General features: G+C 39.6%; 16 protein-coding genes and 3 pseudogenes. 15 read left to right on the top strand and 4 right to left on the bottom strand.

Going from position 1 to position 16,147, the window contains the following annotated elements; translation table 11 throughout:
- Positions 1-73 precede the first annotated feature (73 nt).
- On the bottom strand, positions 74-1,345 hold the full coding sequence (locus tag A4S05_RS11170) for an IS1096 element passenger TnpR family protein (RefSeq protein WP_069069901.1): 1,272 nt from the start codon (positions 1,343-1,345) through the stop codon (positions 74-76).
- A gap of 85 nt (positions 1,346-1,430) precedes the next feature.
- Here A4S05_RS11170 and A4S05_RS41500 point away from each other — a divergent pair, with 85 nt between their 5' ends.
- Positions 1,431-1,610 carry a hypothetical protein gene (locus A4S05_RS41500; protein WP_176726976.1) on the top strand — a complete coding sequence of 60 codons (180 nt, stop codon included), beginning with the start codon at positions 1,431-1,433 and terminating at the stop codon, positions 1,608-1,610.
- Here the strand turns inward: A4S05_RS41500 and A4S05_RS43185 are convergent.
- Together A4S05_RS43185 and A4S05_RS38815 are read right to left on the bottom strand one after the other, a co-directional pair.
- Positions 1,590-2,084 (bottom strand): hypothetical protein, encoded by a 495-nt coding sequence (locus A4S05_RS43185; protein ID WP_223270135.1) that lies wholly within the window; start codon positions 2,082-2,084, stop codon positions 1,590-1,592. The genes A4S05_RS41500 and A4S05_RS43185 overlap by 21 nt on opposite strands.
- Before the next feature lie 142 nt (positions 2,085-2,226).
- Positions 2,227-2,340, bottom strand: a pseudogene (locus A4S05_RS38815) (anthranilate phosphoribosyltransferase); the annotation flags it as partial.
- A 190-nt stretch (positions 2,341-2,530) separates the two neighbouring features.
- Here A4S05_RS38815 and A4S05_RS11155 point away from each other — a divergent pair.
- The 12 genes and pseudogenes from A4S05_RS11155 (at position 2,531) to A4S05_RS11115 (ending at position 14,999) form a co-directional block, all read left to right on the top strand.
- Entirely contained in the window at positions 2,531-2,776 is a 246-nt protein-coding gene (locus tag A4S05_RS11155; protein ID WP_069069899.1) for a hypothetical protein, read from the top strand.
- A gap of 1 nt (position 2,777) precedes the next feature.
- The gene (locus tag A4S05_RS43180) at positions 2,778-3,371 is read left to right on the top strand and encodes a hypothetical protein (protein ID WP_256090932.1); all 594 of its coding nucleotides are present in this window, start codon (positions 2,778-2,780) and stop codon (positions 3,369-3,371) included.
- Positions 3,341-4,099, top strand: coding sequence for a hypothetical protein (locus A4S05_RS43175; RefSeq protein WP_256090931.1), 759 nt, complete (start codon positions 3,341-3,343; stop codon positions 4,097-4,099). The genes A4S05_RS43180 and A4S05_RS43175 overlap by 31 nt, the downstream gene beginning before the upstream one ends.
- 418 nt (positions 4,100-4,517) lie before the next feature.
- Positions 4,518-5,984, top strand: coding sequence for a hypothetical protein (locus A4S05_RS11145; RefSeq protein WP_069069898.1), 1,467 nt, complete (start codon positions 4,518-4,520; stop codon positions 5,982-5,984).
- 357 nt (positions 5,985-6,341) lie between these two features.
- On the top strand, positions 6,342-6,575 hold the full coding sequence (locus A4S05_RS11140) for a hypothetical protein (RefSeq protein WP_069069897.1): 234 nt from the start codon (positions 6,342-6,344) through the stop codon (positions 6,573-6,575).
- 17 nt (positions 6,576-6,592) lie between these two features.
- Entirely contained in the window at positions 6,593-7,057 is a 465-nt protein-coding gene (locus A4S05_RS11135) for a lipocalin-like domain-containing protein (RefSeq protein ID WP_069069896.1), read from the top strand.
- A 334-nt stretch (positions 7,058-7,391) separates the two neighbouring features.
- The gene (locus A4S05_RS38810) at positions 7,392-7,667 is read left to right on the top strand and encodes a UBP-type zinc finger domain-containing protein (protein ID WP_084227073.1); all 276 of its coding nucleotides are present in this window, start codon (positions 7,392-7,394) and stop codon (positions 7,665-7,667) included.
- Positions 7,668-7,830: 163 nt separating this feature from the next.
- On the top strand, positions 7,831-8,010 hold the full coding sequence (locus A4S05_RS11130) for a hypothetical protein (protein ID WP_069069895.1): 180 nt from the start codon (positions 7,831-7,833) through the stop codon (positions 8,008-8,010).
- A 216-nt stretch (positions 8,011-8,226) separates the two neighbouring features.
- Entirely contained in the window at positions 8,227-13,641 is a 5,415-nt protein-coding gene (locus tag A4S05_RS11125; protein WP_069069894.1) for a trifunctional serine/threonine-protein kinase/ATP-binding protein/sensor histidine kinase, read from the top strand.
- Between the two features lie 156 nt (positions 13,642-13,797).
- Positions 13,798-14,295, top strand: a complete 498-nt coding sequence (locus A4S05_RS11120; protein ID WP_069069893.1) for a GNAT family N-acetyltransferase — start codon at positions 13,798-13,800, stop codon at positions 14,293-14,295.
- Between the two features lie 63 nt (positions 14,296-14,358).
- Positions 14,359-14,463: pseudogene (locus tag A4S05_RS38805) on the top strand (HU family DNA-binding protein); the annotation flags it as partial.
- Between the two features lie 203 nt (positions 14,464-14,666).
- The gene (locus A4S05_RS11115) at positions 14,667-14,999 is read left to right on the top strand and encodes a hypothetical protein (protein ID WP_069069892.1); all 333 of its coding nucleotides are present in this window, start codon (positions 14,667-14,669) and stop codon (positions 14,997-14,999) included.
- A 15-nt stretch (positions 15,000-15,014) separates the two neighbouring features.
- Here A4S05_RS11115 and A4S05_RS11110 read toward each other — a convergent pair whose 3' ends face one another.
- Positions 15,015-15,263 (bottom strand): hypothetical protein, encoded by a 249-nt coding sequence (locus A4S05_RS11110; protein WP_256090930.1) that lies wholly within the window; start codon positions 15,261-15,263, stop codon positions 15,015-15,017.
- Positions 15,264-15,615: 352 nt separating this feature from the next.
- On the opposite strand from A4S05_RS11110, the gene A4S05_RS38800 reads away from it, so the two are divergent.
- Together A4S05_RS38800 and A4S05_RS11105 are read left to right on the top strand one after the other, a co-directional pair.
- Positions 15,616-15,891 (top strand): UBP-type zinc finger domain-containing protein, encoded by a 276-nt coding sequence (locus tag A4S05_RS38800; protein WP_084227073.1) that lies wholly within the window; start codon positions 15,616-15,618, stop codon positions 15,889-15,891.
- Positions 15,892-16,015: 124 nt separating this feature from the next.
- Positions 16,016-16,147: pseudogene (locus tag A4S05_RS11105) on the top strand (cytochrome); the annotation flags it as partial.

The raw sequence follows: 16,147 nt of genomic DNA, 5'->3' as shown, positions 1-16,147 counted from the left end.
CGCACTGCCAATTATGACACGTTTTTCTTGTGGGATCGCCTACAGAGGGACGTAGCCCATCGCAGTAGCAAATCTATTGCCAGCCTTCTCCCTCTTCGCCATATTGCGCTGGCGGTTCACCATGAGATTCAAGAATCTTGGGCTTTTTCATTTTGTCATTGGCTGGTTCAATTTTCTCCACATATAAATCAAATTCCCACTCTTGCAGTAAATCAAAGATAAATTGTAAATGACTGCCTACCTCTAAGGATAAATCGCCTAAACGAAAATCGCAGGTATCAGGGGGAATTTCGACAACAGGATGATTAAATTCCAAAGTTCTTCCTAAACGGTCTTTGTGAATAAATCTGTAGAGGTGTTCTGGATCAAAATCAAATGCTTGCACAATCGCGGCAGCAACTTCATCTAAATTGAAATAACTAGGAATAGCAATCCGTCGCCAAGCATCCTGTAAATTAGCTTTAAATATATAAACCCCATCAGTAAAACCGCCTTCAGCAATCACTAAAGTTTGTGACCATTCCGGGAAATAGGGTTGGAGATAAGGTTTTAAATTGTCAAAAGCTATGCGAAAATCTAACCGAAAAGTGGCGTAATCTTCTACTTGGATATTTGAGCGACTTTCTGTTAATACAGCCATGAGAGCATTACCCCAAGCCTTGGGGTTTACATGAGTAAAACGCCAGCCTTTAGCGGCTTGTGGTTTGACTGATGTCAGTTCAATTAATCCAAATAAATGTAAGAGAGCAAGATTGTGGAAACCAGGATAATAAACTAATTTATCTTGTTCTGAGTAATTATTAATTTTTAATCCTGATGATGGGAGATTGTTCCAAAATAATAAACAGCGATATGCTTGGTCAAACATATCTCTTTGGTCGCCTAAAAGTTCGCTTTCTCCCCAAACTAACCAAGATTCTAACAGTGTGAAATATTGTTCTGTGTGGTTTAATCCTTGCCAAATTTGCAGAATTTTTGGGTCTAAAACTAACTTGCTCTTTTTACCTACGGTAATAACTTGAGACAGTCCAGAGGCGCGGAGAAGGAAATAAAGACCGTGAATATAAGGATAGGATTTTTGTACAGGACGTTTGAGGTTAATATCTATGGGATAACTCAATTGTGAGTTAAGTTGTTGTAGATACTTAAGCGATAATTGGTGATAAGTGTTACTAACTTCAACGCCGTTAGGTTGGAGAAATTCTAAAATAGTTTGAAAATCCCGCAGAATTGTTCCTGGGATATCTTGAGTAATGGTTTGTTGTTGAAGTAGTTCTTTTTTATCTTCCGTCAGTGGTAGTTTATCTCGGATTTGATCTGGAATGAGGGAAAATAGGTTACTCATCTGAGTTGAGAGGAGGAATTTGTATGGTGGTTAATCTCACAACTTGGCCATTTTGCCAAATGCTAATAGATTCTACTAAACGGCGGTGTCTTTCAATAGCTTTTTTCATAGCGAGTTGCGATCGCTCATCAAAAGAGTACGAGAGGCTACGCCAGCGCCAACGCCAATGTCGATGGGGGGTGCGATTGCCTTTCTGTTTAAGTCAAGCGATCGCAGTCCAACTAGATCGCCTACCTCTGGTTTGTTACTTCAATCCAGACTGTGATTTATCTTTGAGCTTGTCATGCTCAAAAATGATGGTGATTTTAGAGCTATCAGGATTTTCCCAGACAAAGGTTGCTATTGTTGCAGAGCTGTTAACCTCAGTACCTTGATATAAGATTGACCGCACATCCGTTAATGACATTCCTATTTTCAACTGTTCATACTCTGCACGACCAAAGGGGCGAAGTTGAACTTGGGCAGATTGTTCAAGCTGCTGAGGATGAAAAGCAGCTTGAAAACTATAGACTAAAAAACTAAGCATTACTCCTGCTGGAATAATGATATTTAGCTTTACGCTTACCAGTAATCGGGCAAGAGTATTATTAGATTGTGCAGGGTTAGTTTTAACCATTGTAAGTTCCTTATTAAATAGGTTTTGTGATGCTGGTCTGGTAGTTTCTGAGGCCGTCAGACTAGCTTTAACTGTCATACCTGTTCGTAATGGGCATATAGTAGGCATTTGCGATTTCAGCAAATTGAGTACCTCCTTAAATTCCATTCGCCAGGGCAATTAGCGCAAAAATTCAGCAAGTTGTTCTAGTTTTATCCAAGCAGCACCGCTTTGGAGAATTTTCTTAGCAAGGACAATACCTTTGACAGAACCTGCTAAAATACCCATTGCCATGTTTGGCAACTTTTACCCTGGCGGCGGCAACAAAGGCAACAGCAGTGGAGATATTAAAGGTTGAAGCACCATCTCCACCAGTTGCACAGGTGTCAATTAGGGGAGACGCAATTAATCGAAGGAATCAGGACTTTGGCGACGGTTTGCACATCTTTGTAACCTCTGCCAGAACAATTGATGACGATGTGGGGATTACCTTCTATTGCACTTAACCCAGTGCAGAACTAGGGTGTTGACTCTGAGGGTTTTAAGGTGGTAAATTTTCATGCAAGAAGTACGTAGCTGCATAAAAGTTAATGCAAGAGTTTAAAAGCCCAACCAGCCGATTAGCAAGATTGTTTCGCAATGGTCGAGACAATTGGAAAGAGAGAGCTTTGGAAAAACAGAAAAAACTCAGAGCATTAGAAATAAAAGTCAGAGATTTATCAGCCTCACGAGACTATTGGAAAAGCAGAGCAAAAAATGCGGAATCAAAGCTACTCAAACAGAATATTGAGATAGAGGACGAAAAAAAAAGAGATAGTTACAAGCGCTCTAGCTAATTTGGAAACAAGTGGGCAGGCTCTTGCTCAGATAGCGAAGGGACATCATTATTCAGTTGAAACAATTCAAATATCAGTACAACAAGTTATTAACTGTGGCACTAGTTTGCGAGGAGTTGAGAAAACTTTTGAGTTGTATGTTGATTTTTCCGAACATGGGACTCCAAGCTTTAGTAGTATTAGAAAATGGTTAGGACGAATTGGGCTATACGAACTCAACAGAGAAAAAGAATATCGAAGCGATTGGATCTTTATCGTTGATTTGACTGTAGAACTTGGAACAGAGAAAGCTTTAGTAGTGTTGGGAGTTTCACAACAACTCCTTGAAGAACAAGTTTTCCCTTTAAAGCGAGGATTAGGACATCAAGATGTAGAACTTCTGGCATTAGAAATTATGTACTCGACTAAAGGAGAGTACATCGAGCAGAAACTCTCCGAGCTTACGAAAAAAGTTGGTCGTCCAGTACAAATAATAGCTGACCACGGTAGTGATATCCAAAGAGGAATCAAACTGTATCAGCAAGAATATCCCGAAGTAATTTACACCTATGATGTGACTCATGAATGGCTTTACTGCTCAAACATGAGTTGGTAGATGATGAAAAATATCAGTGTTTTATCCAGCAATGTCATCGATGCCGACAACAACTGCAACAAACAGAATTATCTTTTTTATCTCCCCCATCTCAACGTTCTCAATGCCGTTATTTTAATATTGAAAGATTGATTAATTGGGCGATTAAACTTTTAGAATCTCCATTAGACACAATAGTAGAATTGTTACCAAATATTGAGCATAACATTTTAAAGCAGAAATTAAAATCCAAATTGGGATGGTTAATCAATTACCAAGATTCACTTAGTAATTGGAGTCAAATGGTTAAGATGACTCGAACTATAGAGACTCAACTTAAAATTTGTGGGCTTAATCAGGAATCAAGCACTATATTTCAGTCACATCAGTTAACAATAAAAACCAATTCTCTAGTTAATTTCCAAATAAAAATTCTAGATTATTTGAAAAGTGAAAGTTCTCAAATTCAGGCAGAACAGACTTTTTTAGCTACTTCTGATGTGATTGAATCTCTTTTTGGGAAATATAAGCAGTTTTCTTCTCGATCTCCTTTTAAACAGATAGGTCAAATGATTTTGAGCATTTCTTTATCTACTATGAATTTGACAGCATCGAATGTATTGCAAGCCTTAGAAACAGTCCGGTATCTTGATCTTGAAGCTTGGTCTCTTGAAGTTTTTGGTCAGTCTATGCTCTCAAAGAGGAGAACCGTATTTTCTTCCTCAAGTGACGACACAGAAATTGCATGAAAAATTTCAGACTAATTTCTCACAAAATCAACACCCTAACACAGAGCATGGTTGCTGGGATGAGCTGCTGATGAGCGGGAATCTGGGAATAGAGGAAGTAGCGGGAGCAATGCGGTTTTGTCAGATCCAGTAAACAAGGTGCGATCGCTAAATTATTTTCTCCGTAACACAAATAAAATTATACTTATTAAACCGCATTAACACTTAAAAAGGACAGATGAGTTTGAGTCACAAGTTGCAAGACTCTGTTTTTTGACCTAAAAAAGGCTAGCTAGGATTCCCTTTGAGCAATAATTTTGAGACAGGGATTATCTACCTTAATGGAAAAAAGTATACAGCACTTCCGGCAGCTATGAGGTACATCCTCAAAACTGAAAGCTATTCTAGGAGGGGGCAAGGATAAAAACTGTATTGCATAATAGCGGGAAGCGCTGTATGTGCAACTCTAGATTTGAGCAAATCATTATCAAACTTTTCTTCCGAGGCGACAAAATGTTTAGAATTGACGAATATCACAGAGTGGAATGGGAAAATTCTTGAAGAAAGAGAAAGACAAATTAGAGAAATTGCACTTATTTTAGCTGGTCAATGTATTGCTATTTTGTTGTATAACCTCTCTCAATCTCAGTCAGCCAATCAAACAGCTATGAATAAAACAAAAGGCTGGTGGGATAGCAATATGCAAAAACACGGTTATCGAAAACGGCAAATATTAACAGTTGGGAATGTTTTAGTTACTTTAAAATTGCCATATATGGTAAAAAGAAAGTCAACACCTACGACCAAAAATAAAATCCCTACTCAGGGATTCTGCCCATTATTAAAGTGGTTGGGAATGTCAGACGGCTTAACCCCATTAGTATGGTCAACAGTTGCCCAATACGGTGCAATTACTAGCTCATTTGAAGCAGCCTGTACAACTTTGACGGGTTGGGGAATTAACCTTAGTTTAAAACGAATTGAACGTTTAACATATAAATTTGGTCAGATTGGGATCAACTTACGTCAATCTAAAATCTTAAATCGCCAATTAGGGAATTTAGCTGAAGGTAATATTCTTAAAGGTCAAAGAGTTGTCATCGCTGTAGATGGTGGTCGGAGTAGAATCAGAATTAATAAAAAGGGAAGAAAAAGCTCCAAAACCAAGCGACACGGGTTTATCGGCAAATGGGTTGAGCCAAAGTTATTTACAATTTATGTTGTTGATGAGCAAGGTAAAAAAATAAATAGTTCTGAAATTCCTATTACGAATGATGGCACTTATGAAGGATATAAAGCGCTTTTGGAGATTTTAGAAGCGTATTTAGTTGACTTGGGAATTAGTCAAGCAAAACAAGTCTTATTAATCGGGGATGGAGCGGAGTGGATCTGGATACATATCCCACCACTTTTGACAAGATTAGGATGCCCAGCCGAAACTTATCAGCTATTCGATTTCTATCATGTTACGGAAAATATAAAAGTATTTGCAGACGCGGCTTTTAATGAAGAAGTACAGTCTAAAGACTGGTTTATAAAAGTTAGAAAAAGTTTAAAAAAAGGTAAAGCTAAATCCTTAATTAGCCAGATGGATGAGTTGATTGCTGTAGCTACTGGAGAGCGGTGTAAGATTATGGTAACTAAACGAAATTATATTTTAGATGCTTATCGTAAAGGGCGTTTAAATTACGATAAAGCAATAAATAAAAAACTACCTATTGGCAGTGGTGCAATTGAGAGTTTAATCCGCCAAGTTGTAAATTTAAGAATCAAAGGAAACAGTAAATTCTGGTTGAAAGAAAATGCAGAAATTATGTTACATCTGCGTTGTCAATGGATAGCTAAAAGTTGGGATAATTTTTGTGCTTCCATTTTTAATTCCTTTATCAAACCAGAAACTGCTTGATAAATTTTATACTTTACTTCTACTCTCAACTTATTATTTGGTTGAATTAACACTAAGTATAAAAGAATAATTGTAGATATTTTTGTTAACAATCGTCAAATACCTTGCTAGTAATCTTTTTGAGATATCTCATCAAGACGAATTCACGTGGATATCAGCGTATATTTAGTAAATAAAATTACTTCTTACCTAGATTTGATTTTTGCGATCGCACCTTGTTTACTGGATCTGACAAAACCGCATTGCTCCCGGAAGTAGCGACGTAGCGACACCGGACAGCCCCTTAAAGTAGACATCGCTCTTAAAGCAAAGCATAGCCAATCGATTTTCTCTCTTACTGCCGAAAGTTTTGCTGATGTGGGCTATTGGAGTGATGGCGTGAGGTGTTGGTGGGAAATCTGGCGCGAAGATTTCGCTGACGATCCTCACCTGGATTCAGATACAACCTTTGCAGTTCGATCAGCGATCGTTCAATTGCAAAAGCATGAAGCACCAGACGAACTTAAGGCACAAAATCAAAGTAAACCGTTTTGCACAACGGAATTTGATTTTGTGTTAAAACCCGTTACTCTCTCTAGTGGAGAATCATAAAGCAACGGCTGCACGTTATGTCTATACCATCACCCCAGAACAATCCGCTAATTGGCATTTGGAAGTTAATTTCTGCAACTGCTATTCATGCTGATGGAACGGTGACTCCAGGCGTGTACGGAACTTGTCCTGTTGGCTACATCACTTACACATCAGATGGTCACATAATAGTGATGTTTTCCAGGAACAATCGCCCACCGCTGAGTCAAGAAGTTAAATCGCCGCTGAGTTCCGAAATGCAATCTCTACCCGTTGAAGAGCTTGCTCAAGCATTCACGACATTCAATGCTTACGCCGGAACTTATACGTTGAGTGGGAACACAGTGACTCACCAGATCGAAATTGCATCGATTCCTAATCGAATTGGTACAACGTTAGTTCGCACCTTTACTCTGAATGATAATCAAGTGAAGCTCTTGACACCGCCAGTTTTGAGTGATGGTGTAGAGAAAGTTTTCGAGTTGGTGTGGGAGCGCATTTAATTGTTTTGTTATTTAACTGAACATCTGTTTATCAATCCAATAATAAGTAGTGAAAACATGAGAAAATTTGGTGTACAGTGACAAATTATTTGTTGCTGTGCCAAATTACTGTAATTAAGTCTGTAATACTTGCATTCAAAGAGCGTTAAGCTTAAAAGAAAAACGGAAACTTACAAGCTAGATCAACACGGCTTTGTTGCAAGGCTAAATTAAGCAAGGCTTAACTCGATGACAGGAATTTGTATCAACGCCATTTAATTTGTCACTGTACACAAATTTAGTTGTGTTATCCCACACCAATCTATACTCTGATTAATGTGTCATTCAAATTCCTATGAGTTGCGAACATTTAGACAATCTGACTACGGAAACTCTGATTTCTAAAGCAAACTACCCAGTATTCCGTTGTGAAGAGTGTATCCTAATAAACAGTCGCTGGGTGCATCTGCGTATTTGTCAAAGTTGCGGCAAGATGCTGTGCTGTGATTCTTCTGTCCATCAACATGCCCGACGGCATTATGAGGAAACTGGACATTCAGTAATTAGCTCGGCTGAGTTAGGAGAACAGTGGTTATGGTGTTTTTTGGATGAGCAGGCAAAAAACTATTAAAGTGAGGCGATTTCATGGCAAATGCATCTAAATTATTTTTGGTTACAACTAACCAACTAACCAACTCACTTTGTTTTGCCATTGAGAGAATGCAATAACCCAAAGCATAGGATTGTGTTGAGTTTTCTATCTGAGCAACTGTACAAAATCGAGCTAACCATTCATGGATTCTCGCATTCAATCATACTTGCGCTTGGCAGCTTCTGGGCAACGTGAAACCGAGCAGATCGGTTCGTTTCTTGCAACGTTCAATCGTTGGTGGAAGGTCAACCCCTTTCTTAATTATGCTATTCCTAATAACAACGCTACTCCAACACTCAACGAAGTGAATGCGTTGCGTTGATTCATGCTTATCAGAAGCGTGGGCGAAAACCACGTTTGGAGTACATTACGAAATTAGCACTAAGATTTTGTTTACGAATCAGCTCTAAAGATTTACTTTATAAATGGTCTTTTAGGCTTTGAGAGATTATAGCGTTTCTAACAAGTGAGTTAGAAATCACTATGATTTGGGAAAAATACTGTAAATCAATTAGTTTCTTTGCCAAAATTACTCAAAATGACTACAGTAGTTGAGCCACTTAACAAGATTCCGGGTTATCGAATTAGTGAGCGACTTTATGAAGGCTCTAGAACCCTAGTTTACCGAGCAAGTCGCACGGAGGATCAACTGCCAGTAGTCATCAAAATACTTAAACAAGAGTATCCATCATTTAATGAATTGTTGCAATTTCGCAATCAGTACGCCATTGCTAAAAATCTTGACTTTGGGGGTATTGTCCGTCTTTACAGCTTGGAACATTACCACAACAGCTATGCATTGGTAATGGAGGATTTTGGTGGTATTTCTTTACGAGAGTGGATATATAAAGAAATTAACAGCAATAGCGACTCCTTTTGGCCGCATCGCCTGAAAGCTTTTTTAGAAATTGCGATCGCTCTAGCAGCAATTCTTGATGAACTTTATCGCCACCGGGTCATCCACAAAGACATTAAACCTGCCAATATATTAATTAATCCAGATAGCCAGCAGTTGAAGTTGATTGATTTCAGCCTTGCTTCCCTACTGTCTAGAGAAACTCAGGAAATTTATAGTCCGAATATTTTGGAAGGTACACTCGCCTACATATCCCCAGAACAAACTGGACGGATGAACCGAGGTATTGATTATCGTAGTGATTTCTACTCTTTAGGGGTAACTTTCTTTGAACTACTTACCGGAAAATTACCTTTTCAATCTCACGACCCGATGGAAGTAGTTCACTGCCATATCGCTAAACAACCGCCAATTTTAGGGAACAGGGAACAGATTCCGCAGGTGATTGCAAATATAGTGATGAAACTGATGGCGAAAAATGCTGAAGACCGCTATCAGAGTGCGTTAGGGCTGAAACATGATTTAGAAAGGTGTCTCAAGCAACTGCAAACAACGGGACAGATCGAGCTATTTGAGATTGGACAACGAGATGTGTGCGATCGCTTTATCATCTCAGAAAAGCTTTATGGTCGCTATAACGAAGTAGCAAGTTTACTAGCAGCTTTTGAGCGAATTTCTCAAGCACGTAGCGAACTCATGCTAGTGGCTGGTTTCTCTGGTATCGGCAAAACTGCTGTGGTCAACGAAGTCCACAAACCAATTGTCCGGCAACGGGGCTATTTTATTAAAGGTAAATTTGACCAGTTTCAGCGTAACATTCCCCTGTCTGCTTTTTTACAATCATTTCGTGATTTGATTGGGCAACTGCTCAGTGAAAATGATACGCAATTAGATCGATGGAAGAACAAAATTCTCGCTGCTTTAGGAGAAAACGCTCAAGTTATTATTGAAGTCATTCCAGAACTAGAGCAGATTATTGGCAAACAACCTGTTGTCCCCGAACTCTCTGGAAGTGCTGCTCAACACCGCTTCAATATCCTATTCCAAAAATTTATCCAGGTGTTTGCGACAAAAGATCATCCTCTGGTAATCTTTATCGATGACTTGCAGTGGGCGGATTCTGCTTCTCTCAAGTTTATACAACTGTTAACGAGCGAGATAGATAGCCGATATCTGTTGCTAATTGGGGCTTACCGAGATAACGAAGTCTCTACAACTCATCCACTGATGCTGACTCTGCAAGAAATTGAGAAGTCACAGGCTACAGTTAATACTATTACTCTCGCCCCGTTAGATATTTCGGCAGTGAATCAGTTGGTAGCTGATACATTCAGTTGTTCCCTAGAGTTAGCTTTGCCATTGACAGAGTTGATATTTAGCAAAACTCAAGGTAATCCCTTCTTCACAATTCAGTTTCTCAAAGCATTATATGAAGATGGACTGATTGCATTCAATTTTCACGGCGGTTACTGGGAATGTGACATTGCACAGGTGCGATCGCTTACTCTTACCGATAATGTAGTAGAGTTCATGGCAGTTCAACTCCAGAAGTTCCCCCAAGCTACTCAAGAGGTGTTGCAGTTAGCGGCTTGCATTGGTAACACTTTTGATTTAGAAACACTAGCTATCGTTTACGAACAATCCCCAACCCAAACCGCCAAAGATTTGTGGCTAGCGCTAAAAGACGGGTTAATTTTACCGCAGAATGATGTTTATAAGTTTTTCCAACAAGAAGTATTTTTGAGCGATCGCGAGTCATTGGCAAACAGTCAACCAGAAAAAATAACCACCAACTATAAATTTTTGCACGATCGCGTCCAGCAAGCAGCTTATTCATTGATTCCTTTAGACCACAAGCAAGCAACTCACCTCAAAATTGGGCGACGGTTGTTAGACAATACATCAGCAGCAGACCAGCATGAAAAGATTTTTAATATTTTGAACCATCTCAACTTAGCTGCTGAACTAATTGATCATCCTGGCGAACGAGAAAAATTAGCGAATCTGAATCTCATAGCGGGTCATCAGGCAAAGGCCGCAACAGCCTACGAAGCAGCACTGAGATATTTTAATACAGGTATGATGTACCTAGAACCGCAGAGATGGCAGACTCAGTACAATTTAACGCTCTCTTTATATTCAGTAGCAGCAGAAGCAGAATACCTAAATACGAACTATGAACAAGCCAATCTGTTGATACAAACACTTCTCAAAAATGTCAAGGATGCACTACAAAAAGCCAGAGTTTACGAAATCAAAATTCAATCTTTAATTTCGCAATCTCAGATGCAGTCAGCAGTAGACATAGCATTAGAAGTTTTGCAGATGTTAGGTATCAGTTTAGAGCAAGAAGCGATCGCTACCTTAGATATTGAAGCATTAATCGACCTGCCAGAAATGACAGTTCTGGATAAACTAGCTGCACAGCGAATATTGATGACCGTTGCTCCTGCGGTGTTTCTAGCTAATCCTCAGACGTACCCATCAATTGTCTTTACGATGGTCAATCTGTGCATCAGATATGGTAATTCTACCCTTGCTGCTTATGCCTATGTCACCTATGGATTATTACTCTGTAGTGGCGGGGATATTGAGTCTGGTTACAAATTTGGTCAGATGGCAATCAAGTTGTTAGATCGCTTTGATAGCAGGAAGCTAAAATCTAAAGTTTACATGATGTTTAATAGCAGCATTCGCCACTGGAAAGAACATTTTCAAGCCACATTGGAACCTTTACAGGAAGGATTTCAGCTTGGGTTGGAAACTGGAGATTTAGAATTTGCTTGCTACAATGCTACGACATATTGCGATTTTTCTTTTCATGCTGAGTTAGAGCTAGAAACAGTCCTTGGCAAGCAAACTCTGTATACTGAAATTATTCAAAATTTAAAACAAGAGTATCAGCAAATTCAAAGTCAAATCAGTAGACAATTTCTCTTAAATTTAAGTGGTCGTGCAATTGATAAGTTGCGTTTGGTGGGTGAGAGTTGCAATGAAACAGAAATGTTGCCAATCTGGATTAAATATCAGGTAGGCTTCATCTTGTTTTTTGTATATTTATACAAATTAATTCTTGCCTATTTCTTTGGAGCTTATACTGATGCGATAGAAAATCTGCGACTAGCCCAACCACATCAAAATGGTACTAGAAATACAGTTCATTTTGTAGAATTCAACCTGTATTCGTCTCTATCACTCTTGGCGCATTACTCAGATGTATCAGCCAGCGAACAGCAGCAATATCTGCAACAGGTAGCTGAAAATCAAGCACAGATGCAGTATTGGGCAACTCATGCGCCAATGAATTATCAACATCTGTGGTATTTGGTGGAAGCAGAAAGAAACCGGGTGCTAGGTAACAAAGCTTCTGCCATCGAATTGTATGACCAAGCTATAGAAAATGCTAAACAGCAGGGCTACATTCAACCAGAAGCGATCGCGAATGAACTCGCCGCCAAATTCTATCTTAACTGGGGCAAACACCAACTCGCACAAAACTACATGATTGAAGCTTATTACTGCTATACCCGTTGGGGAGCTAAAGCCAAAGTTACTGATTTAGAAACTCGTTATCCTCAACTTTTATCCCCTATCCTCGAAAAAGGATCTTGCCCTATCTCTAGGAATGAAACAATCATTGTCTCTGGTCGGGGAAGTTCTCACAATTCCTCTTCTTCAGATAATATTAGTGCCTCTGTTGCTTTAGATTTAGCATTAATTCTCAAAGCCTCTCAAACTCTTTCGAGTGAAATTAAATTAGAAAAACTTGTCTCTAGCTTACTACACGTTACTTTAGAAAATGCTGGAGCTGATAAGTGTGCATTACTACTATCTGAAAACGGTAGTTTGATAGTGCAAGCGATCGCCAATATAGATAATTCTCTAACACTACTCCATCCACAAGCAATAGAAGAAAGCCAAGAAGTACCCTTGAGCTTAATCAATATTGTGAAGCGGAGTTTGCAACCATTAGTGATTGTTGATGCAACTGTGCATCCTAGATTTACGCATGATCCATATATTCAGCAGCACCAGCCAAGGAGTATTTTGTGTAGTCCAATTTTGCATCAAGGGAAGTTATTGGGCATTTTATATCTAGAAAATAATCACTCTAGTGGTGCATTTACTGACGATCGTGTTGATATATTAAACCTTCTTTGTACTCAAGCGGCTATTTCTCTAGAAAATGCCCGTTTGTATCAAAAATCATTGCAAAATAGTCAACAATTACAGCGATCGCTGCAAGACTTACAGCAGATGCAGTTGCAATTAGTGCAAAGTGAAAAAATGTCAGCTTTGGGGAATCTCGTGGCTGGTGTTGCACATGAAATCAACAATCCCGTTGGCTTTATTGCTGGCAATATTGAACCAGCAAAAGATTATGTTCAAGATTTATTCGGGTTAATCAACCTCTACCAAGAAAAGTTTCCCGATCCTGGTCCAGAAATAGAAGATGAAATTGAAGCGATTGACTTAAAATACCTGCGCGAAGATTTACCGCAGTTGCTCGACTCCATGAACTTGGGTGCTAATCGTATTCGTAGTATCAGCAACAGTTTGCGAACTTTTTCCAGAACCGATCGAGATTACAAAGTACCTTTCAACATTCATGAAGGCATTGAAAGCACAATTTTAATTCTCAGACACCGTTTGAAAGCTAATGAATTGCGTCCAGCAATTGAAGTGAAAAAAAATTATGGTGTACTACCTTTAGTGGAGTGCTTCGCTGGACAACTCAATCAAGTCTTTATGAATTTGTTAGCAAATGCAATTGATGCTCTAGACGAATCTAATTTAGGGAAAAGTATGGCAGAGATCGCTGCTAAACCTAATTGTATTACTATCCAAACCTGTGTAGCCCAATCAGATCAGCATGTTGTGATTCGGATTGCTGACAATGGTGTAGGAATGCCTCAAAAAGTTAAACAGAAAATCTTTGACCATTTGTTCACTACCAAGGCTGTGGGCAAAGGAACGGGATTAGGATTGGCTATTGCCCGTCAAATTGTAGTGGAAGCTCATGGCGGCATAATTGAAGTAGATGTCATTCCGCACGAGAAAACGGAGTTCGTAATTACACTGCCAATTAAAGTGTAATATTTAATTCAAATTAACCCTGTTTTGTCACTTTAGGCAGAGGAAAGATAGAAATCAGGGTGAGTCAGGAAAATAAAAATTGAAATGATGAGGTTATAAAATTAAAGAAAATTCTTTGGTTGTGAGGTTTCTCCAACTAACTTATTTCAATCAAGTATGTGTCTCAATGATGTCGTGATTGCTCGTGCCAGCCTCAGCGATGTTGCTGGAATTGTCAAGTTATCCCAAGCCAATGACCCAGAACATGGTGGTATGTTGTTAGGTCATCTTGAGCCAGAGGCAGTGATGATGACCATATCTAAAATGCCGAGCGTTGTAGCCCACAAAGATGGGCAAGTTGTAGGATTCTTACTCAGTTGGTCAAAGGCAACTGCTAATTTACCAATAATAAAGGTGATGTTACAAGCCTATGCTGGTACAAAAGATGCTTACTTATATGGCCCCATCTGTGTTGATGAAACTATGCGTGGGCAAGGTATTGCTGCGAAAATGTTTGCTAAATTGAAAGATTTTTTACCAAACCGGGAGGGAATACTGTTCATCAAGGCAAACAACAAAGCATCACTTCAGGCACATCAAAAGATGGGTATGTGCAAGATGGCAGAGTTCATCTATGAAGGCACTGAATTTTTGGTATTCGCCTATAATGGCTAACTACTTAATGGGTGTGGGTGATTCGAGCGATGCGTAGCTTGCCGCCTTCGGCATCGCTACTAACGCGAAGAGCGTAATCCCTAAACCAATGAGCCAATGACTATTCCAGCGACCAAAGTGCCTGCGTTTTCTGCTGGGAAACAGTTTAGAGAAAAAGTAGCGCCATAGATGAATTGCTTTGCCACTAGCTATCCAATCACTGTAAAGCTGTAACTCTCGCTTTTCTCAAGACAGGGTGGGGCAACGTTAGAGGGAACGTGAGTGTTGAATTGCAGATGTTACACAAGCGGGATGGCGTAACCGCCCGCCTTCTTGCGATCGCTGCATTTATTTTGGGCATTCTGAAAAGATAACGTTTACTGAAGAAAATCATGTTTAAAGGATTTGGTCGCCGTCAGAAAAAATCGGTACTTGAGGACAATGAACTGACCACAGGGATTGTTCAGCATCCAGTTACTGGACTTTGGCAGACATGGATATCATTTACAGGTAATGATATTCAATGTATTACCGCCCATGCGAACCCTGATGATGCTGACCGGGTAGCGAAACAGATGGCTTCGGCTTGGAGTGAGGGGAAATACAAAACTGGGGAAGAGGTAACAGCTTTTATTAAATCTCTGCCGACTGATGCAGTCATAGACCCATTACCCCAAAATATTGTGATGCAACTGAGCAAGCAGGCATTAAGCGCAAAGAAGTAAGAAAATACGAACATCTTAAATTGAATCATCCATCCAACCGCATTCACAATCCCAATGCACTCTTGAGGTGTAGTCTCGGTCATTTGATGCACCGCACTGGGGACACTTACCAGTAAACATTGGATGCCAATCAAGTAACTCCAGCTTTTGCTGTTGCGTCCACCGCTGTTGTGGTTGCACAATTAACTCGCCGTTGTAATAAGTGGCTCCTTCTGGTTCCCATAGTTCTACTGGTTCGGCGTTGGGGTTTTCTCGAAAGTCCAAGCATCTGTCAGCAACTGATCCATTAGAGTGAACGGTACAGACAAGGTGAGGATTATGCGAGTATAATAGACAGCAATCGCACTCTCTTTAGTTTCGGCATAGTACCAGTATATTGCCTGTTCCAAGCGATCGCTTGTTGGTTCAACTCTGTATGGTTGTATAAATATTGATATCTAATTAAAATTTTGGTTGTATTGCAAAGCTTTGCAGAAGCCTTACAGCCCTTCTCTAGAATTGAGGCACTGTTCGCATTCGGGTATCCTGCGGCAGGCGGTGGCGCAGCTATCGCTGTATTAAATAGAAGTTTTCCTGCACTAATCTATACTTTGATTAACATGTAATTCAAATCCTTATGAGCTGCGAACATTTAGACAATCTGACCACGGAAACTCTGATTTCTAAAGCAAACTACCCAGTATTTCGTTGTGAAGAGTGTATCCTAATAAACAGTCGTTGGGTGCATCTCCGTATTTGTCAAAGTTGCGGCAAGATGCTGTGCTGTGATTCTTCTGTTCATCAACATGCCCGACGGCATTACGAGGAAACTGGACATTCAGTAATTAGCTCGGCTGAATTAGGAGAACAGTGGTTATGGTGTTTTTTGGATGAGCAGGCAAAGAATTATTAAAGCGAGGCAAACGCCCTTCACTGCCAAAAGAGGGCGATTGCTATCTTCCTAACGCCTCAGCCAATTGCCCTTTTATGGAGAAAGCTTTGACTTGTCGCCCAAAACCAGTATCATCTGAAATTTTATGCGAAGAATTATTATTGGTGTTATGGGTCATGGAGAAAATGCGACAGCAAATGATTTACAAAATGCTTATATATTAGGTCAACTTATTGCCAAACAAGGATGGGTTTTACGTAAGGATTCAGGTGGCAGA

This window comes from Nostoc sp. KVJ20 (assembly GCF_001712795.1).
Classification (GTDB): Bacteria; Cyanobacteriota; Cyanobacteriia; order Cyanobacteriales; family Nostocaceae; genus Nostoc.
The sequence above is the reverse complement of the archived record's forward strand: the minus strand, read 5'-3'. Positions and strand labels throughout refer to the sequence as shown.

What these genes read in the sequence shown, in the direction of transcription:
- A4S05_RS11170 (WP_069069901.1), bottom strand. Translation starts at nt 1,345, where the DNA reads ATGAGTAACCTATTTTCCCTCATTCCAGATCAAATCCGAGATAAACTA.
- A4S05_RS11155 (WP_069069899.1), top strand. Translation starts at nt 2,531, where the DNA reads ATGCAAGAGTTTAAAAGCCCAACCAGCCGATTAGCAAGATTGTTTCGC.
- A4S05_RS43175 (WP_256090931.1), top strand. Translation starts at nt 3,341, where the DNA reads ATGGCTTTACTGCTCAAACATGAGTTGGTAGATGATGAAAAATATCAG.
- A4S05_RS11135 (WP_069069896.1), top strand. Translation starts at nt 6,593, where the DNA reads ATGTCTATACCATCACCCCAGAACAATCCGCTAATTGGCATTTGGAAG.
- A4S05_RS38810 (WP_084227073.1), top strand. Translation starts at nt 7,392, where the DNA reads ATGAGTTGCGAACATTTAGACAATCTGACTACGGAAACTCTGATTTCT.
- A4S05_RS11130 (WP_069069895.1), top strand. Translation starts at nt 7,831, where the DNA reads ATGGATTCTCGCATTCAATCATACTTGCGCTTGGCAGCTTCTGGGCAA.
- A4S05_RS11125 (WP_069069894.1), top strand. Translation starts at nt 8,227, where the DNA reads ATGACTACAGTAGTTGAGCCACTTAACAAGATTCCGGGTTATCGAATT.
- A4S05_RS11120 (WP_069069893.1), top strand. Translation starts at nt 13,798, where the DNA reads ATGTGTCTCAATGATGTCGTGATTGCTCGTGCCAGCCTCAGCGATGTT.
- A4S05_RS11115 (WP_069069892.1), top strand. Translation starts at nt 14,667, where the DNA reads ATGTTTAAAGGATTTGGTCGCCGTCAGAAAAAATCGGTACTTGAGGAC.
- A4S05_RS38800 (WP_084227073.1), top strand. Translation starts at nt 15,616, where the DNA reads ATGAGCTGCGAACATTTAGACAATCTGACCACGGAAACTCTGATTTCT.